Annotated in this window: 17 protein-coding genes; 9 read left to right on the top strand and 8 right to left on the bottom strand. The window is 43.1% G+C overall.

Going from position 1 to position 20,760, the window contains the following annotated elements; genetic code table 11:
- Window positions 1-332: 332 nt before the first annotated feature.
- The 3 genes from HHA42_RS10195 to dxs form a co-directional block, all read right to left on the bottom strand.
- A complete protein-coding gene (locus HHA42_RS10195) occupies window positions 333-2,183 on the bottom strand; it encodes a DEAD/DEAH box helicase (protein WP_168419186.1) in 1,851 nt (616 codons plus the stop codon).
- 483 nt (window positions 2,184-2,666) lie between these two features.
- The gene (locus HHA42_RS10190) at window positions 2,667-3,497 is read right to left on the bottom strand and encodes an inositol monophosphatase family protein (RefSeq protein WP_168419187.1); all 831 of its coding nucleotides are present in this window, start codon (window positions 3,495-3,497) and stop codon (window positions 2,667-2,669) included.
- A gap of 103 nt (window positions 3,498-3,600) precedes the next feature.
- The gene (dxs, locus tag HHA42_RS10185) at window positions 3,601-5,511 is read right to left on the bottom strand and encodes a 1-deoxy-D-xylulose-5-phosphate synthase (protein WP_168526378.1); all 1,911 of its coding nucleotides are present in this window, start codon (window positions 5,509-5,511) and stop codon (window positions 3,601-3,603) included.
- A 307-nt stretch (window positions 5,512-5,818) separates the two neighbouring features.
- Here dxs and ribA point away from each other — a divergent pair, with 307 nt between their 5' ends.
- The gene (gene ribA / locus HHA42_RS10180; protein ID WP_104852600.1) at window positions 5,819-6,421 is read left to right on the top strand and encodes a GTP cyclohydrolase II; all 603 of its coding nucleotides are present in this window, start codon (window positions 5,819-5,821) and stop codon (window positions 6,419-6,421) included.
- 45 nt (window positions 6,422-6,466) lie between these two features.
- On the opposite strand, the gene hemN is transcribed toward ribA, so the two are convergent.
- On the bottom strand, window positions 6,467-7,840 hold the full coding sequence (hemN, locus tag HHA42_RS10175) for an oxygen-independent coproporphyrinogen III oxidase (protein WP_168526376.1): 1,374 nt from the start codon (window positions 7,838-7,840) through the stop codon (window positions 6,467-6,469).
- A gap of 236 nt (window positions 7,841-8,076) precedes the next feature.
- Here hemN and hemF point away from each other — a divergent pair, with 236 nt between their 5' ends.
- The 3 genes from hemF to aroE all read left to right on the top strand — a co-directional run bounded on the left by hemF (window position 8,077) and on the right by aroE (window position 10,448).
- The gene (gene hemF, locus HHA42_RS10170; RefSeq protein ID WP_168526374.1) at window positions 8,077-9,027 is read left to right on the top strand and encodes an oxygen-dependent coproporphyrinogen oxidase; all 951 of its coding nucleotides are present in this window, start codon (window positions 8,077-8,079) and stop codon (window positions 9,025-9,027) included.
- A gap of 283 nt (window positions 9,028-9,310) precedes the next feature.
- A complete protein-coding gene (locus tag HHA42_RS10165) occupies window positions 9,311-9,517 on the top strand; it encodes a hypothetical protein (RefSeq protein WP_096901234.1) in 207 nt (68 codons plus the stop codon).
- A gap of 142 nt (window positions 9,518-9,659) precedes the next feature.
- Window positions 9,660-10,448 (top strand): shikimate dehydrogenase, encoded by a 789-nt coding sequence (gene aroE / locus HHA42_RS10160; RefSeq protein ID WP_136144633.1) that lies wholly within the window; start codon window positions 9,660-9,662, stop codon window positions 10,446-10,448.
- A 101-nt stretch (window positions 10,449-10,549) separates the two neighbouring features.
- On the opposite strand, the gene HHA42_RS10155 is transcribed toward aroE, so the two are convergent.
- The gene (locus HHA42_RS10155) at window positions 10,550-12,634 is read right to left on the bottom strand and encodes a hypothetical protein (protein WP_168526372.1); all 2,085 of its coding nucleotides are present in this window, start codon (window positions 12,632-12,634) and stop codon (window positions 10,550-10,552) included.
- A 15-nt stretch (window positions 12,635-12,649) separates the two neighbouring features.
- Window positions 12,650-12,961 (bottom strand): hypothetical protein, encoded by a 312-nt coding sequence (locus HHA42_RS10150; RefSeq protein WP_168526370.1) that lies wholly within the window; start codon window positions 12,959-12,961, stop codon window positions 12,650-12,652.
- Between the two features lie 225 nt (window positions 12,962-13,186).
- On the opposite strand from HHA42_RS10150, the gene HHA42_RS10145 reads away from it, so the two are divergent.
- Window positions 13,187-15,010 (top strand): acyl-CoA dehydrogenase C-terminal domain-containing protein, encoded by a 1,824-nt coding sequence (locus HHA42_RS10145; RefSeq protein ID WP_096901237.1) that lies wholly within the window; start codon window positions 13,187-13,189, stop codon window positions 15,008-15,010.
- A gap of 97 nt (window positions 15,011-15,107) precedes the next feature.
- Here HHA42_RS10145 and hemW read toward each other — a convergent pair whose 3' ends face one another.
- Window positions 15,108-16,262, bottom strand: coding sequence for a radical SAM family heme chaperone HemW (hemW, locus tag HHA42_RS10140; RefSeq protein WP_168526368.1), 1,155 nt, complete (start codon window positions 16,260-16,262; stop codon window positions 15,108-15,110).
- Between the two features lie 122 nt (window positions 16,263-16,384).
- Here hemW and HHA42_RS10135 point away from each other — a divergent pair, with 122 nt between their 5' ends.
- From HHA42_RS10135 to HHA42_RS10120, 4 genes are all read left to right on the top strand, one after another.
- Window positions 16,385-16,849, top strand: a complete 465-nt coding sequence (locus HHA42_RS10135; protein WP_168526366.1) for a DMT family transporter — start codon at window positions 16,385-16,387, stop codon at window positions 16,847-16,849.
- Between the two features lie 35 nt (window positions 16,850-16,884).
- A complete protein-coding gene (locus HHA42_RS10130) occupies window positions 16,885-18,249 on the top strand; it encodes an MATE family efflux transporter (protein WP_168526364.1) in 1,365 nt (454 codons plus the stop codon).
- A gap of 152 nt (window positions 18,250-18,401) precedes the next feature.
- Window positions 18,402-19,700, top strand: a complete 1,299-nt coding sequence (locus HHA42_RS10125) for an AarF/ABC1/UbiB kinase family protein (RefSeq protein WP_168419196.1) — start codon at window positions 18,402-18,404, stop codon at window positions 19,698-19,700.
- Between the two features lie 134 nt (window positions 19,701-19,834).
- Window positions 19,835-20,089 (top strand): type B 50S ribosomal protein L31, encoded by a 255-nt coding sequence (locus tag HHA42_RS10120; RefSeq protein WP_096901241.1) that lies wholly within the window; start codon window positions 19,835-19,837, stop codon window positions 20,087-20,089.
- A gap of 144 nt (window positions 20,090-20,233) precedes the next feature.
- On the opposite strand, the gene crcB is transcribed toward HHA42_RS10120, so the two are convergent.
- Window positions 20,234-20,611, bottom strand: a complete 378-nt coding sequence (crcB, locus tag HHA42_RS10115) for a fluoride efflux transporter CrcB (protein WP_168526362.1) — start codon at window positions 20,609-20,611, stop codon at window positions 20,234-20,236.
- Window positions 20,612-20,760 lie beyond the last annotated feature (149 nt).

The raw sequence follows: 20,760 nt of genomic DNA, 5'->3' as shown, positions 1-20,760 counted from the left end.
AATGTTATCTAGCAAATTTTTTAAAACTGTGCACGTCTTGTGCAACTATAAATATTATTGTTATCTAAATCACTTTCATTACAGCAAACACTTAAAAATAAGAGGAAATAATATAATAAATTAAATTACATAAAATCAGCGCTAAACCAATATACGGCATCATCCCCTCTCTCGTCTGCATCAGCATTCGCAAGCCATCGATGTTCATAATTCGCACAACACAATAAAAACATGACACAGTATACATTTTATTCAGACGGAAAATTATTTTTTAACATAAAAAAACCGGTGATCAACACCGGTTTTCTTTAAGCTGACGCTTCAGATAACGCTTAGTCGTTAAATTTACGACGTGGGCGATCAAAACCACCTTCGCGGCGTGGACGATCTGAATTGAACTCACGACGTGGACGATCTTCGCCACCAAATGAACGCTTAGGACGATCATCAAAAGAACGTGGTTGACGGTCACCAAAACCACCTTCACGACGTGCAGGACGATCACCAAAATCACGTTTTGGACGATCACCAAAGCCACCTTCGCGACGTGGTTTATAGTCTACGCGGTTGCCACGGTTGTCATCATTCGCATCAAAGCGTGGTTTATCGTTGAAACCACCTTCGCGACGTGGACGGTCTGAATTAAATTCACGACGCGGACGATCTTCAAATGAACGTTGTGGACGGTCACCGAAACCACCTTCACGGCGTGGACGGTCTGAATTAAATTCACGGCGTGGACGGTCTTCAAATGAACGTTGTGGACGGTCACCAAAACCACCTTCACGGCGTGGACGATCTGAGTTGAACTCGCGACGTGGGCGATCTTCACCAAATGCAGGACGTTCACCACGTGGTTTGTCATCGAAGCTACGACGTGGACGATCATCACCACCTTCACGACGTTTAAAGTTGCTTTCGCCTTCAAAACGACGACCGCCACCAAAACCGCCACGACCACCGCGACCGCCATCACGACGACCACGACCACCGTCACGACCAGAACGTGCTGGTGGTGGAGATGGCTCTAAGCCTTCAATTTCAGAAACGCTTAAACGTGCATCCAAGAAATCTTCCAAAGCACGGATTTTGCCACGCTCACGGTAAGTTGCCAAAGTAATGGCATTACCGGTACGACCCGCACGACCTGTACGACCAATACGGTGTACATAGTCTTCATTTTTCATTGGTAAACCAAAGTTGATCACGTGAGAAATCGTTGGTACGTCTAAACCACGTGCTGCTACGTCAGTTGCAACCAAAATTTTTGCACGACCTTCACGAATGCTACGTAAACGACGGTTACGTACAGTCTGTGGCATTGCACCGTGTAGAGCAACGACAGAGTGACCTGCTTCAGCCAATTCTTCAGCCAACATGTCGGTATCTTCTTGAGTCGATGCGAATACAACCGCTTGGTCTACACCTTCATCAGACAACCAGTGTGACAATAATTTTTTCTTGTGCTCAAAGCCATCTGTCCAGTGTAAAGTCTGGGTGATGTCCATGTTGGTTGAGTGACCTGTTTCAATTGCAATACGCACAGGTTCATTCATCATACGTTCTGCAAGCGTGATAATACGGCTTGCAAAAGTAGCAGAGAACATTAGTGTTTGTTTACGGTTAGCAGCCAAGTCGCTAATGGCTTCTAGGTCTTCAGAGAAACCTAGGTCAAGCATACGGTCAGCTTCGTCTACAATTAAAGCATCAACTTTATCGAGCTTAATTTGACGACGGTTCACCAAGTCAAGTAAACGACCTGGAGTCGCTACAACCACTTGTGCACCTTTTAATTGTTGGATTTGCTTACCAAAAGGCATACCACCCATGATTGCTGCAATACGCACACCTTTCATATGACGTACAAATGCAATCGCATCTTGGCTGACTTGTTGCGCCAACTCACGTGTTGGGCAAAGTACCAAAATAGATGGCTGAGTAATGGCTTTCATGCGTTCTTTAAAAGGAACGAAAGTATCTTGGTTAGCAAGCGCGTTTAAAGTTGGGAGTAAGAACGCAGCAGTTTTACCAGAACCTGTTTGGCTAGACACCAATAAGTCTTTACCTTCAAGTGCCGCTGGAATCGATTGTTCTTGAACAGGAGTCGGCGTAGTAAAGTTCAAGCCTTCTAAAGCTTGTTGTAAAGATTCGTGTAAAGAAAAATCAGCAAAAGTTTTGCTCATAGAGATTTTCACCCTGAAAATGGGTGCTCCATTAAAATAAAGTCAGATGGACATCGGCAAAAAGCGGTACAGCAATTATCGCTGACAATGTAAGATTCAGCGGCGATCCGAGTAACGACGATGTGATATAACGCACGCATGATTACGGCTTAACCTGAAGGAATCGCTTTAGCGATTGGGGCGCGAGATATCGTCCTCTCTTTGGACCGCACGCGCATACACAATGATTAGAAGAGAAATGTTCAGGTAATGAACAGAAATTAAGTGCGTGGGCGGATTATAGCAGGATTATTTTAAAAGTCACCTTATTTAATCTACTTTTGCATTTTTTTGTGTAAACCTTGATATATCCTGCTTTTTAGCGAGTATACCCACAATCAAAATAGATCTTAAATTAGCTATTTTAGACCAGTTGATAAAAGAAAAGCCCTCAAGATAGAGAGCTTTACTCATTTTTACGACGGCGTAGATCGTGTGATCTGATTATTTAGCCGCTTCACCCCAAGCAGGTACAACGGCTTTCATAAGTGGTTTTAACATTTTCATTGAACATGCCAAAACTTGACCATTTTCCATAGAGTCGCTGCCACCACGTGCATCGACTACTGTACCACCCGCTTCTTTCACAATCAGCTCACCAGCAGCAATATCCCACGGTTTTAAGCCAAGTTCAAAATAACCATCTAAACGGCCTGCAGCCACATAAGCCAAGTCTAAAGCGGCAGAACCTGCACGGCGGTATTGCGCACCAGCTTCGGTTACATTCAATAAACTTTCAAAATGGTTTTTGGCATAAGAGATGATTTCACCATCACGCTTGGCACGATAAGCATGCCCAACGGCTAAGAAAGTGTTTTCTAGGCTGTCTTTTACATTTACACGAATACGACGCTGATTCATCATCGCACCACGGCCACGGCTCGCAGAGAACAATTCATCTTTTACAGGGTCGTAAATTACACCGTGCTGCGTTACACCTTTGTGTTGTACCGCAATAGAAATACAGAAATGAGGGAAACCGTGAACGAAGTTTAAAGTGCCATCTAAAGGATCAATTACCCAGCACCAATCGGCATCATGGCCTTTGCCTTCCTGCATGCCAAACTCTTCGCCCAGGAAGCTGTGATTTTTATAACTTTTACGCAAAGTATCAATGGTCAATTGCTCTAGGTAACGGTCTACACGCGTTACAGGACCATCAATCCCTTTTTCTTCGACTTGTAGATCGAGTTTATGACGATTCTGATGCGCTTTTAAAAGCTCTTGACCAACTGTTTGAGCCGCACGCGCAGCCATCACCACCATAGGTTCCATTGAACACCCACTACAAATTTGAAGAGATTGATAAAGAATAATGCATGAAAGCCCCAACATTTTAACAAATATTGAGGCTTTTGGGGAAGAAGTGTTGCTAAATTTAATTCAGTACAGACTGCTGCACGTGCTGCCAAGTTTTTTGCATCGATTTTTCAATGCCTTGAGCGTCTAGACCTGCTTGCTGCAACATTTGAGCATGCGTCGCTTGTTGCATAAAGCTGTCTTCTAAACCTAAATGAATGATCGGTTTGACAATCTGTGCTTTGGCCAAGTATTCACTTACTGCGCTGCCTGCACCACCCATAATTGCATGTTCTTCTACGGTCACGAATAAAGCGGTACTTTCAGCAATATCAGACAGCAGTTTTTCATCCAACGGCTTCACAAAACGCATGTTCACCACACGTACTGCCACCTCATGCTGTTTGGCAAAGGCTTCGGCTGCTTCAACAGCCGCCTGTACACGACTACCAAAGGCTAAAACAGAAACATAGTCTTCATACTGCGTATTGAACTGTGCCACAATTTCCGCTTGCCCTAATGGAATTGCGGTCATTTGTTGCTGAATTTCAACACCTAAGCCATTACCACGTGGGTAACGCACTGCTGCAGGACCGTTGTATAAATAGGCTGTATGCAGCATCTCACGGCATTCATTTTCGTCTTTTGGCGCCATAATGACGATATTCGGTACAGTACGCATATAGGCATAATCGTATGCCCCCGCATGGGTTGGGCCGTCTTCACCAACCAAACCTGCACGGTCAATACCAAAAGTCACATCTAGATTTTGTAAAGCCACATCATGAATGAGTTGGTCATAACCACGCTGTAAGAAGGTTGAATAAATTGCGACCACAGGCTTTAAGCCTTCACAGGCCATGCCTGCAGCCAAAGTCACTGCATGCTGTTCGGCAATGGCAACATCAAAAAAACGTTCAGGAAATTGTTTGGCAAACTGTACCATGCCTGAACCTTCACACATGGCTGGCGTAATGGCCAATAAACGTGAATCCTGTTCGGCCTGATCACATAACCACTGTCCAAACACATCGGAATATTTTGGTGCTGCAACAGGCGCAGCTTTGGCATGGATTTTAGTAATCGCGTGATATTTAATTTGATCGGCTTCTGCAGGAGCAAAGCCTTTGCCTTTTTTTGTGTAAACGTGAATTAAACGTGGGCCTTTACGTTTTTTCAGGGCATTAAAAACTTGCGCCAATTGTTCAACATCATGCCCATCGAAAGGGCCGAAATAATCAAAACCGATGGCTTTAAATAAGTTGTCTGCAGCTTCGGTAGCAGCACAATGCAAACGTGAGTTGTACGTCCACTTCGGATGTGGCTGCACGTAGGCTTCACCTGTTTCACTCACATGAACGGATTCACCACGTTCCCAAATTGCAGCAAGGTGTTTGGCAAAGCCGCCTGTGCTGCATGAAATAGACATATCATTGTCATTCAGCACCACCATCATATCGGCCTGATGCGCAACTGCATCATTCATGGCTTCAAAGGCCATCCCTGCCGTCATAGCGCCATCACCAATAATTGCTACCACTTCACATGGGTTTTGCTGATAACGACGTGCCAATGCCATCCCCAAACCTGCAGAAATGGCTGTTGAGGAGTGACCAACACCAAAGGTGTCGAATATAGATTCTTCACGTGCAGGAAATGCCGCTAAACCATCTTTTGCGCGAATGGTGGTGAGTTGTTCGCGGCGTCCTGTCAGTGCTTTATGCGGATAAGCCTGATGACCGACATCCCAAATCAGGCGGTCTTTTGGGGTATTAAAACAATAATGCAGCGCAACGGTCAGTTCGATCACGCCTAAGTTTGCGCCAAAGTGTCCTCCACTTTGACCTGCGGCATACAAAATGAATTGACGTAACTCATCCGCCACTTGTGGAAGCTGGCTTTGCGCGAGTAAACGTAATTGCTGCGGATGATCAATCGCATCGAGCAATGGTGTTACAGGGCGTTGAGTTGGAATTTCTGTATACAGCATATGTGGCAAAGCCTTCTAAAGCCTGGCAAATCCTAAGCTAGGTCAATGGGAATTACTCGATCATATAACCGAATGGTATCACCTTCAATCAGCCACATTTCTAGCGGTGTAGTTTTGAGCAATGATTTCAGTTGGGCACACGTTGGGTGCGTAGATTATCCTGAATAATCTAACTATTTATCAACCATTATCGTGTGCTTTATACAAAAAAGAAAATCTTCTGTATAAATTCGTGTTTGCTATTCTACTAATGTCTGAGCATTACGCTATACTTTAAACAATTTATCGACTATTCACGAGTTAAACAGTGCCGATTAAGTTTGTCGCAACCTCACGATTACCGACTGCATTTGGTGAGTTCAAGATTACGGTATTTCAAGATCCTGAAACTGGCGAAGAACATGTGGCATTATCCAAAGGTTTAGACACCGCACCTAGCGAACCTGTTTTAGTACGCATCCACTCAGAATGTTTAACTGGCGATGCTTTCGCGTCTTTGAAGTGCGATTGTGGCCCGCAGTTACAAGCTACTCAGCGCCTGATTAATGATGCAGGACAAGGGGTGATTTTATATTTACGCCAAGAAGGCCGCGGCATTGGCTTGACCAATAAAATTCGTGCTTATGCCCTGCAAGATCAAGGACATGACACCGTCGATGCCAATTTGATGCTGAATTTACCTGCCGATGCACGTCGCTATGACATGTGCAGCATTATGCTAGATCATTTGCAGGTCAAGGCTGTACGCCTAATTACCAACAACCCGTTGAAAATTCAAGCATTGCAAGAACAAGGAATTACTGTAGTAGACCGCGTACCACTCACTGTGGGTTTGAATCCATTCAATGAGGAGTATTTGCAAACCAAGCATGAGCGTATGGCGCACATGTATGATAAAGGTGACTTCTAAGTCACCTTTTTTAATTAGGGATGCCGCAATTTAGAACTGATTTACTTAAATCGTCATCGAAAAAATACGGTTATTTGGCATACGGCGTTTTAAGCGCAAATCAAAGGCCATACAAATATTGCGCACAAAGGGTTTGCCTTTTTCCAAAATTTGAATGCGCTGATCTTGAATCGACAGCAATTCATCTTCTTGCATTTCTTGCAATTGCTGCAATACCTGCTCAATTTCTGCAAAGTTCAGTTCGGGATTAGCCCAAGAGGTTTCAAAGCTGCACATTAAATTCAAAATGTGCTGACGAATCACCAAATCTTCCCGATTCAACACATGCCCTTTAAACACAGGAATCTCGTTGCGTTCTAAACGTGCGTAATAATCTTCAATACTTTTTTCATTTTGGGCAAAGCTATACCAACTGTCGCTGATTGATGAAACACCTAAACCAATCATGACCTGTGTTTTAGACGCGGTATACCCCATAAAGTTACGATGCAAACTGCCATTTTTAAATGACTTATACATACCATCACTGGCTAAAGCAAAGTGATCCATGCCAATTTCATGGTAACCATGTGCCAAGAGTCGATTTTTGCCCTCTTCATAGCACTGACGTTTTAATTCATCTTTAGGCACATCTTCATCTTTAAAACCACGTTGACCATTACCTTTAATCCAAGGCACATGTGCATAACTATAAAATGCCAAGCGGTCTGGCATTAAACGATGGGTCTGTTCAATGGTATTCAACACATCATCTAAATTCTGAAATGGCAAACCAAACACTAGATCATGCGAAATAGAATCATAGCCAATTTCACGCGCCCACTCGGTCACACGTTGCACATGCTCAAAAGGCTGCAGTCGATGAATAGCACGTTGTACTTTTTCATTGTAGTCTTGCACACCATAACTAACCCGACGAAAACCCAAATCATATAAAGCCTGTAAATGCTCACGAGTGGTGTTATTGGGATGCCCTTCAAAACTAAATTCATGTTGATCAGCCACTTCAGCTTTAGCCAAAATGCCCTGAATCAACTGCGTTAGGTGTTCCACTGAAAAGAAAGTCGGTGTACCGCCGCCCAAATGAATTTCTTTAATAATTGGTGTAGCTTTCAGCAACTGACAATACAAGTCCCATTCTTTTAATACCGCCTGGATATAAGGCTGTTCAACCTCATGCCTCTTGGTAACCCGCTTATGACAGCCACAAAACGTACATAAACTTTCACAAAATGGCAGATGAATATACAGACTGATACCTTCACTGGCATTGGATTCATCAAAAGAACGCTTCAGGGTTTGCTGCCATGCCTCTGCTGAGAATGTTTCGTCATCCCAATATGGCACGGTTGGATAACTGGTATAGCGTGGTCCAGGCACATTGTATTTTTGAATTAAAGAATTTGCCTGCTGTGTCATCCCATCTGCCTCATCCAGTGAATTAGCGCCCTGCAAAATTTGCTTTGGCCTGCAAACTATTGTGCTGAGCTTGTAAGTGGAAATCAACCTAGTCTTTTGCTCGGAATACTCTGGATAAAATGCTCTATTTACCTCATTCACAGAATAGTTTGCTAAGACAATTCAGACAAAGCGCTTAATTTTTAGAGGCTTTTATGTTTTGATGTAAGCCATTTTATTTTTATGCTGAGGTGGCCATGTCGCATCCTACTCACGCGGATATTCAGCGGGTACGTGAATTTCTTCTCGATTTACAGGCGCGAATTTGTGCGGCTTTAGAACAACAAGAACAAGCAGGTGGCGGAAACGCACAGTTTGAAATTGATGACTGGCAACGTCCTGAAGGTGGCGGTGGTCGTTCCCGTGTCTTACAAAACGGTACGGTGATTGAAAAAGGCGGGGTGATGTTCTCACACATCAACATCTCCAAACTACCAGCCTCTGCAACAGAACGCCATCCGAATATTGCAGGTGCACCTGCGCAGGCGATGGGCGTGTCATTGGTGATTCACCCGAAAAACCCGAATGTGCCAACTTCACATGCCAATGTGCGTTTATTTGTCGCTGAACCCGAAGGACAGCCGCCAATTTGGTGGTTCGGTGGTGGTTTTGACCTGACACCGTTTTATCCAAATGACGAAGATGTTTTGGCATGGCACCAAACTGCACATGATTTGTGTGCCCCTTTTGGTGAAAAGGTTTACGCAGAACATAAAAAATGGTGTGATGACTACTTTTATTTAAAGCACCGTGATGAACAACGTGGTGTCGGTGGCTTATTTTTTGATGACTTGAATCAATGGAACTTTGAAACCTGTTTTAACTATATTCAGGCTGTTGGCAATGGTTATTTGGAAGCGATTCTGCCAATTTTTGAACGTAACCGTGACAAAGCCTATACTGAAGCACAACGCGAGTTTCAGCTTTACCGTCGCGGGCGTTATGTTGAATACAATCTAGTCTATGACCGTGGCACCTTATTTGGTTTACAAACCGGTGGACGGATTGAGTCAATTTTAGTGAGTTTACCGAACTTGGCAGGCTGGTCGTATCGTCCTGAATGGGCGGAAGATTCAGCAGAGAAAAAACTCACTGACTACTATTTAAAACCTCGCGACTGGTTAAATCTCGAAGCCAGCTCACTGTAGAAAAGATCACATTCAACTTCTAAAAAAGCGATTCCTCCACGAATCGCTTTTTTGCTTACAAACTTTATCGCTTATTTTCAAATCAATAAATATGCACAGCATCAATTAACTGTCATGATGTTGCGGATGGACTTTAATAGACGATGTGACTGCGCACGCGACTCTACGATGCAACCAGACATGAATAAAAAAATTCATCATTCAAACGGACTGCATCGCAAGCTTATTCATCAAACTGTCAAAGCAACATGACAAACTGCGCCACATCTGTCAGGAGATATCCATGCTGCACACATTCACCAAACCCAAAATTATTTTATTTTGGTCTACCTTTGCCATTTTAGTTGGCTCAATTTGCATGACTTTTATCTTTGAAAGTCATCTATCAGATGGTTTGGCCATTAGCAGCAGTATTTTGGCAGGCATTGCCATGTTTGTGACTGCAGCAATTTTAGTTTTGGAAACAGTGCTCGCCATTTGTAATCCTTAACCCTTCCACGCGTTTATCTTCCAGCTAAAATTTTAGCGCTTTCACAGCAGTGATAGCCACAGGTTTTTATTCTGTGCAACGCTTCAGTCCACGCCCAATTTCACGTATATTGGTCTGCATTTCAGTATCTGGATTTTGGCACATGCGCAAACAATTTGCCGTGATTGGCAACCCAATTGAACAATCTCGCTCTCCTGAACTGCATCATGCTTTTGCAGACAAAACCGGCATTCAACTGCAATACAGCAAACGCCTTGCCCCACTGGATGGTTTTCGTGACAGCGTGCAGGACTTTTTTGCGCAAGGTGGTGTCGGTATGAATGTGACCGTGCCATTTAAAGAACAAGCCTTTGCTGAATGTGGCGTATTGACCGAGCGTGCCAAAATTGCCAAAGCTGTCAACACCCTATGGATGCAAGATGGTGTTCTACATGGCGACAATACCGATGGACAAGGCTTAGTCGATGCCATTACCGCATTGGGCTGGAACTTAAAACAAAGCGACATTCTGATTATTGGTGCAGGTGGTGCAACACGTGGCGTCATCTATCCATTGGTTCAAGCAGGTGCGAAGAAAATCGTAATTGCTAACCGTACCCTTGCTCGTGCAGAACAACTGGTTGCCGACTTACAAGCTGCTGTGCCACAAGCCGAATTACAGGCCATGGCACTAACCGATTTAACAGGTCAATTTGATTTGGTCATCAATGCAACCTCTGCCAGTTTAACTGGAGATGCCTTGGAACTGCCTGAAAGTTTGCAATTTAACTCTGCCTATGAAATGGCATACGGCAAAGTATCTAGCTTTTTAGAACAAGCCAAAGCACGTGGCGTACCCACTTCGGAAGGTTTTGGTATGTTGGTTGGACAGGCCATTGAATCTTTTTATATTTGGAATGGGGTGAAACCTGAGTTAAAAGATTTCCTATAAATTATCATCAAAAAAAATAGCCCTTTAGCATCAGCAAAAGGGCTATTTTTTTGAACTGGACAATCTTGTATAACCATGACTGCCCATTTTTTATGCTCGGTTTATTTCACATATTTCTGCATATCTTCATACACATCCATATAAATTTCATAATCAATCATTTCAGCCTGTTCTAAGCTCAAAGACTGAATTGAACTCTGACTCATTTTACCTTTTTGATGATCAATATAAGTTTGCCCTAAAATCTCTGCCGTTTTCTTTAAACTAGCGAGATCGGGCGTATCCCAAGTATAAGCAGCTTGATACAACTTTTGATATTGCTGCGCAAACATCTGTTGTGGCTGTTTATACTGTTGTTTGAGCTTGCGCCAGTCCAATGCCACTTTATTTTCATCGACGGCATCTTCAGTCAAATTATTAATATGACGACCAATGGCGTTATTAAATTGCACGTCTTCCTGCAAATGATGCTTGGCTTGCAGGGCTTCAATCCGTTTGAGTGCTGCACCTTGCGGGTCATAGTAGCGCTCATCACTAAACCAATAGGCATAGACTTCTGCCATTTCCTGCAAAGTTTGCGGACTTAAGTTTTTCACCCACTCACGCTGCTCTGCTGCCATATGCACTAAAAATAAAGTCTGATAAGTTTCACTAAATGCACCTTTTTGCTGATAGGTCTTTTCAGCCAATTGCTTTAATTCATCAGTATAACTGAGTGTAGCCGTGATGGCTGCCTGCTCACTGGCTGCCGTATCCTGTTCCAGACTACGCCCTAAGTTTTTCACCCATTTTTCTAAAATAGAATCTTTACTGACTTCCTGAATAGACTTTGCCTGACGCAACGCAGTACGGTCTATTTTGTTGGCATTTCCATAATTGGAAATCTGCACATCATTACGCACATGAATGGTGCCGTAATTTTCACGCTCAAATTGCAGTGCATAATCCACTTTTGCGGCACGCCCCTGATCATCTAACGCTACATCAATTTGAATGGGTGTTTTTTTACCTGCAGCAGTCGTGTTCATAATCTGCTGAATTTCAGCCTGATGTTTTTGCCACAACGCTGCAAAAGCTGCTGCATCAACCAATTGTTCAGAACGGTAGGGTTTAAAAAGTTCAGCCAGTTTTTCTTGTGGAGTATTAAAATGCGCCTCAAATACCGATTCTGCCTGCGCAGTACGGCTTTCGGTAAAGGCTTCTAATTCATAAGCATACGCACAATAGGTCAAATCACCCACTTTGGCTGTTTTGGCTGTCTCGATAAGACGCTCACAATCTTGCTCACTTAATATGTTTTCTTCTAATGCAGCCGCATTTATCGCCTCTTCGGCTGCCTGAGTTGCTGCATCATAAGCCTCTGAGGATGCTGCTTCTGTCACCACTGTTGAATCAGCAGCCTCATCTTCCTGATTTGATTCAGTCTCATAAAACTTCTGGCTGACCAAATTACGCAAGGCGACCGCTGCTTGATACGCTACGAAGCCTTCTTGGCTCATGCCATAATCTTCAGCCGTTTCATTTTGTTTTAAATATTCTTCAGGACTCAACTCTTTGGCAGGTGCATCTTGAGCATGCTCAGACGATGCATTAGCTGCCACTTGCTCCGTAGCATCTTCTGTTGCTGCTGCCTGCCCTAACACGGTCTGCTGTAAATACGGCGCATTGACATGATCAAACATCGACAACTGCAGCATCATGTCTTCTAAGCTGCTGCTATAGCGGATTTTTTCACTGAATTTCTGTTGGCGCTCTGCCGTAGTTAAATTCACTTTTTGAATTTGTTGGGAACCTGCCAAAACATAAGGCACTGCGTTTAATGCTTTTAAATACGCTGCAAATTCCTTTACCTTCACCCGTTCAATGTCTGACTTATATTTAGAAAAGTCGACATAGGCAAAGTCATTTTGGCTGTCTTTATTGACCAGATACGGCAGCAATGAAAAATAATTGGTATAAAACTTGTACTCATTAAAATCAATCACCATCGGTACTTTCATTTGTACCAACAGCGTCGGTTTTTCATAACGGGCTGCCACATTTAAGGCTGCTATTTTTTGGCGATAATGTACCGATCCGTCATAGTCAAACTGTGTATCGTTCAGCACATTTAACATAAAATCAAAGGGATTAGATTTTCCTGCAACACCCAAAACATCAGATGCGCTGCGCTGCTGCTTTGCCATAGCCGCATATAAATTTTACTTTTCTTGGGTACTTAAACGAATTTTTTGCTGTTTTAAATGTTGATCTACCTGCTTTTTGAGCGCTGGGTCTAATTCAGCAGGCTGTGTAGTCACTGTTTTAGAGGGGCTATCCTGTTGTTTGGCTTGCACGCGCAATTGACCTTGAAAGTCATAACTTGGCGTTTCAAAAATGGCATTTAAGCCAGTCACAGCTTTTTGTTCTAAGGTCACCGCCTGATTGGAATTGGTCTTTATGACATGCTGCGAACAACCTGTTGCCGCTAAACTAAAAAGACATAAAGATAAATATTTTAATTGTACCTTCATTGGTAAACACCTTATATTCATTATAGATTGGTCTATTCAAACGCACAGATTATGATACATTCTAACATAGTGTTCTATTCATATTTTTAGGTTGAAAAATTTTCATAATTCGCATTTCTGACATTTTTATTCGCTATTCTTATCAATGTATTTTGACCATGAGTGTGAATAATCAACATATCGATACAGATAATCCAAAACTATTTCTAAATTAGGATTAAGACTATGCCAGCATATAAAGCCCCATTACACGATATTCGTTTCTTAATGAACGAAGTGCTTGATTACCCGACCCATTACAAAAATCTTTCTAACGGTGAACTTGCAGACGCAGATACAGTCGATATGATTTTAGAAGGTGCAGCAGATTTCTGTGAAAATGTACTTTCTCCACTCAATCAATCTGGCGATGAAGAAGGCTGTCATTTTGAAAATGGCGATGTAACTACACCTAAAGGCTTTAAAGAAGCCTATGACCAATTTGTTCAAGGTGGTTGGCAAGGTCTGTCTTACCCTGAACAGTACGGCGGTCAAAACCTGCCTATGTCACTTAACCTCATCAAATCTGAAATGATGGGTACTGCCAACTGGTCATTCCAAATGTACCCAGGTTTAAGTGTGGGCTGTATCAACACTATTATGCAATTTGGTACTGAAGAGCAAAAAGACACTTATTTACCGCACTTGGTAGCGGGCACATGGTCGGGCACGATGTGTTTGACTGAACCACAATGTGGTACTGACTTGGGTCAGGTCAAAACTAAAGCTGAACCTCAAGCCGATGGCACCTATGCTATTTCAGGCACCAAAATCTTTATTTCTGCAGGTGAACACGACCTGACTGAAAACATTATTCACATTGTTTTAGCACGTCTTCCAGATGCACCTGCGGGTACGAAAGGTATTTCGTTATTTATCGTACCGAAGTTCTTGCCGACTGCAGAAGGCGCTGTGGGTGAACGAAACCCTGTAACTTGTGGCTCTATTGAGCACAAAATGGGGATCCGTGCTTCTGCAACTGCGGTCTTAAACTTTGACAATGCGGTGGGTTATTTGATTGGTGAACCAAATAAAGGCTTACATGCCATGTTTACCTTTATGAATACCGCGCGTATTGGTACAGCAATCCAAGGGATTTGCCATGCAGAATTGGCTTTCCAAGGTGCTTTACCGTATGCCAAAGAACGTATGTCTATGCGTGCACTTTCAGGTAAAAAAGACCCTGAAAAAGCAGCTGATGCAATTATTCACCATGCCGATGTACGTCGTATGCTGTTGACTCAAAAAGCAGTAGCTGAAGGCGGTCGTGCCATGATTTATCATGCTGCACAATTGGCAGACAAAATGAATGATGCCTTAATGCGTGGCGATACCGCTGCCTTTGAAGCACATGATGACCATTTAGGTTTCTACACTCCTATCTTAAAAGGCTTCTTGACTGAAATGGGTTATGAAGCAGCCAACCACGGCATGCAAGTCTATGGCGGTCATGGCTATATTAAAGAATGGGGCATGGAGCAAATTGTACGTGACTCACGTATTTCAACACTTTACGAAGGTACAACTGGTGTTCAGGCACTCGATTTGATTGGTCGTAAAGTCTTATTAAGCTCTAAAGGCAAAGTGATTCGTGACTACACAGCTGAAATTTTAAAATTCTGTGGTCAACACGCACGTAATAAATACATGCGTCGTTTTGCATGGGACTTGACTAAGCTATGTGCACAATGGAATGCATTAACCGTGCGTATTATGTTGGCAGCACGTAAAGACCGTGACATCGTTTCTAGTGCTTCGGTTGATTTCTTGATGTTCTCTGGCTATGTGATGATGGCTTATTTCTGGGCGCAACAAGCGGCTGTCGCTTCAACCAAATTGGCAGAAGGCAACGGTCAGGAAACACCTGAATTCTATAAAGCCAAAATCAAAGTTGCCGATTTCTACTTTGAGCGTTTATTGCCACGCACCCAAGGTCATGCAGAAGCAATGGTGAATCCATCTAAAACCATGACCGCTTTAGCACCAGAACATTTTAGTTTTGATTACTAAAATTTTCTAAGTAGAAGCAAATAAAAGAGCGCAATATGCGCTCTTTTTTTTTATTTACATCACAATATCTCAGATCTGAATCTTTTTCAGCCACGCATCAAAGAAACGCTTCCAATACCGAGTTTAAAAACACATGCCCTTGCTCGGTACATGCCAGTCGGTTTGGATCATTCTGCAATAATTGACGCTGACGCAAAGTGCCTAAAATATCCTGCATATCGGCTAAATTTAAACCTGTACGAGCAGCATACAGTTTTGCATCTACCCCATCATTCAGGCGCAGCGCATTCATCATAAACTCAAATGGCAACTCTTCTGCGCTAATCACTTTAAACTGCAAATGCTCTGCAGGCACTTTGGCTAAATAATCTTTTGGCAAACGGGTTTTCTGGAAACGATACACCCCATCAGGCAAAGTCACTTTGCCATGTGCCCCGGCCCCAATCGCTAAATAATCGCCAAATTGCCAATAATTTAAATTATGTGCAGACGGCAGCTCTTTACGCCATGCCGAGACTTCATAATTCACAAAACCTTGTGCAGTTAAATAAGCTTCACCCTGTGCCTGAATCTCTTCCAAAACATCATCTACAGGTAAAATTGGCTGCGTGCGGAAAAATACCGTATTCGGTTCAATGGTCAATTGATACCATGAAATATGTGTTGCACCGTGTTCCACCGCCAGTTTTAAATCTTGCAGCGCCTGTTCTAGTGTTTGCTCAGGCAAGCCATGCATTAAATCTACATTAATACGCTGAAAACCTGCTTCACGTGCCAATGCAATCGCAGAAATTGCATCATCATTGGAGTGAATACGCCCTAGTTTTTGTAAATGTGCTGTATTAAAACTTTGCACGCCTATCGACAGGCGGTTAATTCCTGCAGCTAAATAATCTGCAAAAGGATCATGCTCAACTGTACCGGGGTTGGCTTCTAAAGTAATTTCACAGCCATCTTCAAAGGCGATCAGCGCTTGCAATTGTGTAAATAACCATTGATAACCCTGCGCAGAAATCAGTGAAGGCGTGCCACCACCAATAAAGACACTATGAATTTTTCGCACCTGTGCAAACTGGGTTTGGGTTTTAAAATCTTCCAGCAAAGCCTGTAGATATTCCTGCTCCAAATCTAGACTCAGCTTACCGTCAGGCACAGCATGCGAGTTAAAATCACAATAGGGGCACTTACGCACACACCACGGCATGTGAATGTATAAAGACAAAGGAATATCTGCGGGTATTAAGGGCTTCAAAGCAAGGCTCAGTGCAAAATCAGAACAGTGATACAGATTTTAACATGACTACAGCAGGACACCGCTGTATTCCCTATAATTTGCTTTAGACTAGAAAATCACCAATAAGAAAAAGCGATAAAATGATGAAGATTTCCAGTCAACTATTCTTACTTTTGCCGCTCGCCATGGGCATTGGGATTGCCATGGCTTTCCAGACCGCAATTAACAGCCAATTGCGGGAATATTTATATTCTCCGCTACAAGCTGCCCTTTTCTCTTTTTTGGTTGGTACAATAGTTTTAGCCATTTTGGTTTTTTTCCAACAAGTCGAAAAACCTAGCTTCAGCACCTTACAACACATTCCATGGTATTTATGGATGGGTGGATGTTTAGGGGTTTATGCAATTAGCATCAGTATTTATAGTGCGCCAAAATTAAGTTTGCTCACCTTATCAGGGGTGATTATTTTTGGGCAAATGCTCGCATCTATGCTAATTGATCATTTTGGGTTCTTGGGTACGGAAAAAGTCAGCATTAACTGGCAACGTCTTTTAGGTAGCGTGGTGATTTTTATTGGTGTGCTTCTCACTTTACAACGCTCATAACCAAAACGCTAAGCACCTCATGTATTGAGATTTTTGTGTCAAAAATGAATTCTGTGACCAGTACCCGTTTTGAGTTAAAACAACTGTTTCAGCTCATGATTCCAATTTTGGTCACCCAGTTTGCCCAAGCAGGTCTAGGGCTGATTGATACCATTATGGCAGGCCACATGTCTGCTACCGACTTGGCCGCTATTGCGGTGGGGGTCGGGTTATGGATGCCCATCATGCTGCTGTTTAGTGGCATTATGATTGCCACCACACCTTTGGTGGCAGAAGCCAAAGGGGCACGAACCCCTGAAAAAATTGCCACCATTGCCCGCCAGTCCTTATGGATTGCCTTTATTTTAGGCGTGATTGCAGGCCTGATTTTACAGTTCATGCCTGCTCTGCTGCCTGTGTTTGGTGTGCCTGAAAGTTTACAACCCAAAGCAGGCTTATTCTTACATGCCATTGGCTTTGGTATGCCTGCCGTAACCATGTATGCCGCCTTGCGCGGTTATTCTGAAGCATTGGGCTATCCACGTCCCGTCACGGTCATTAGTTTGCTGGCTTTGGTCTTGTTGGTGCCTCTCAACTTTATGTTTATGTATGGATGGGGGCCATTGCCTGAATTAGGCAGTGCAGGCTGTGGTTTTGCCACCGCAATTTTACAATGGCTCATGTTCTTTAGCTTAGCCCTGTATATTTTTAAAAGCAGCGCCTATCAAAGCACTCAGGTTTTTAGTCAATGGGAAGCGCTTGATGCGGTCTGGATCAAGCGCATTTTGCTGCTTGGCATGCCAATTGGTCTGGCAATTTTCTTTGAAGTCAGTATTTTCAGTACCGCCGCCATCGTTATTAGCCCTTTGGGTGAAACGACATTGGCTGCACATCAAATTGCCATGTCCGTGACCTCACAACTGTTTATGATTCCCATGTCGTTGGCAATTGCTCTGACCATTCGCATTGGCACCTATTATGGCGAACAGAACATTCATGCCATGCGTAAAGTACAGGTATTAGGTTTTGCCACCGCTACCCTGTTTGCGTTTTCTACCATGGCACTGATGTGGTTTTTCCGACCTGAAATTATTTCTATTTACAGCAATGACCCGCAAGTGGCACAAGTCACTTTATATTTATTGTTGTTTGCCATTGCTTATCAACTCATGGATGCTTGGCAAATCAGTGCGGCAGGTTGCTTACGTGGCATGCAAGATACGCAAGGCCCAATGTGGATTACCATGCTTGCCTATTGGGTCATCGCCTTCCCGATAGGCGTGTATTTAACCCGTTACAGCAGCATGGGTGCTGCAGGCGTTTGGGTCGGGTTAATTGTCGGTTTAAGTATTGCCTGCGTGTTACTCTTAACCCGTTTATATTTTAATAATCAGCGACTGGAACGCCAGTTTGCCCAATAAACACAGCCCTGAAACATGCTCCAACATACCGAAATACCTTTTGGCATGTTGGGGTTGTCATCCAAATAAATGCATTAACAATTAAAAGTAGGCATTTTGCTCACGAACACTTATGATCAAAATACAGTAAAGATGATCTTGAGGAACATCGCATGGCAAAAACGGCGCGTACACCCGGTCGTCGCTTTATGAAACTGGCGGGCATGACCGCAAGTATTGCAACTAAAACCGTATCGAATTCAATTAAAAACTTGACCGCAGATGAACAACAAAAAAATGCGGCACGCAGCCAATTGTTTCAAGATATTGGCGTCCAAATTGCCAATACTTTAGGTGAAATGAAAGGCGCAGTCATGAAAGTTGGGCAAATTGCCTCGCAATACAAAGACATTTTCCCGCCTGAAGTCGCTAAAGCTATCAGTAAGTTACAACGCCAAGCGCCTGCTATGCCTTTTGCCGAAATTAAAGCACAAGTTGAAAAAGAACTCGGTAAACCGCTCGATAAAATTTTTAAACACTTTGATGAAACGCCATTTGCAGCCGCTTCGATTGGACAAGTGCATAAAGCCATTTTGCCGAATGGCGAACAAGTAGTGGTTAAAGTGCAATACCCAGGGGTGGATGAAGCCTGTGAAAGCGACCTGAAACAAGTCCGTTTAGCCTTGCGCTTAATGGGCGTGTTAAAAATAGACCGTAAATTGCAAGACCGTCTGTTTCAAGAAATTCAGGAAAGTTTAGACAATGAACTGAATTATCAAATCGAAGCACAAAACCTAGAAGTAGCACGTACATTTCACGCGGCTTTGGATGATAAAATTATTATTCCACAGGTTTTTAAAGACTATTCTTCACGGCACATTTTAACCTTAAGTCTGGAACAGGGCGAAAGTATTGAAACCGCCAGTACATGGTCACAGCGCACCCGTAACACTTTGGGGCGACGCTTACTGCGTGCCATGGGCCAAGAAATCTTTTATTTAAAACGCTTCCATTGCGACCCGCATCCAGGCAATTTTGCCTTCCGTGAAGACGGTTCGGTCATTATTTATGACTACGGCGGTGTGAAAACTCTGTCGAGCGATGTGGTACATCATTTTAGACAACTGATTCATGCCGCACGTGCACAAGATATTGCCGAAATTGAACAGCATTTAGATGCGTTGCAGGCAATTTCTGCACGAGGTAAATTCCCTGAAGATTTATATCATCAGTGGCTAGAAGTGTTGATGCGCCCACTGACCACACATTATGACTTTGCAGAAAACTCTGCCCACCATGATGGGGTTGAACTGGTCAAAAGTTCGCTGAAATACTGGGATGTATTCAAACCTTCGCCCGATACCCTCATGGTGAATCGTACCGTATCTGGACATTATTGGAATCTGATTCATTTAAAAGTGCATGACAATTTAAATGATATTTTTGAAGAGTTGGTTCCATCACGAGACTAAACTCAGCGTTTCACTGAACAAGGTGATGTTAAAAATAAAGCCCAGAGATGGGTTTTATTTGCCAAGATTAACGTTATGTTATAACATTTCTTTAAATAAATTCATCATCTCACCTTTTTGTTCGGAGAAATCCTATGCGTCCAGATATCCATCCTGAATATCGTGAAGTTTTATTCCACGACACCAATGCCAATGCCTACTTTGTTATTGGTAGTACCCTGCAAAGCAGTCAAACTAAAGAGTATGAAGGCAAAGTTTATCCTTATGTGACTTTGGATATTTCTAGTGCTTCACATCCGTTCTATACAGGTGAGCAACGTCAAACCAGTAACGAAGGTCGTGTGGCGAGTTTCAATAAACGTTTTGCACGTTTCAAACGCTCACAATAACTTCATATTCAGTTAAGTTTTCTATTTTATAGTTTAATCATAGCCCAATTGCTTAGCGCCAAGCTGAGCAGTTCTCTATCTTCAAAGCCCAGGCACTCTCCTCCAGCTTGGGCTTCTTTTTATCTGAAAAGCAAATATAGGCAGTTAATGTTTTAAAACTTGTTGAATACTATAAAAACCTACAGCCAGAAAAATTACGCCCAAAACCACGCTCGACATGGCATAGCCAAAAGCCAAACCGTGCTGTCCCTGTCGCAACAGTTGCCAAGTTTCCAACCCAAAACTAGAAAATGTGGTAAAACCACCTAAAATTCCAACCATCAGCAATAAGCGGGCTTCCTGCTGCAACACAGGATATTTCTGACTCAATGCAAAAAATACACCCGCCGAAAAGCAGCCAAACAGATTGACCGACCACGTTGCCCATGGAAAATGCTGTGCCGATTTAAATAAATACAGGCTTGCGGCATAACGTAAACTTGCCCCCAATGCACCGCCAATTGCCACCAATAGCCAATTCATCTGTTCTGCTGTCCTTTTTGCGGCTATGTCGTGTATTTCTCACAGCCATAATTTTTAGTCACACGTGATCTCACTGTTCCTTAAAATGTAGTCAAACATAGTCAAGGACTAATTCGCACTCTGTTAATGTCTTGTTGCCAAGCGTGTAA

It is taken from the genome of Acinetobacter sp. A3, assembly GCF_012371415.1.
Lineage (GTDB): Bacteria > Pseudomonadota > Gammaproteobacteria > Pseudomonadales > Moraxellaceae > Acinetobacter.
This window is presented reverse-complemented; position numbering and strand designations above follow the sequence as displayed.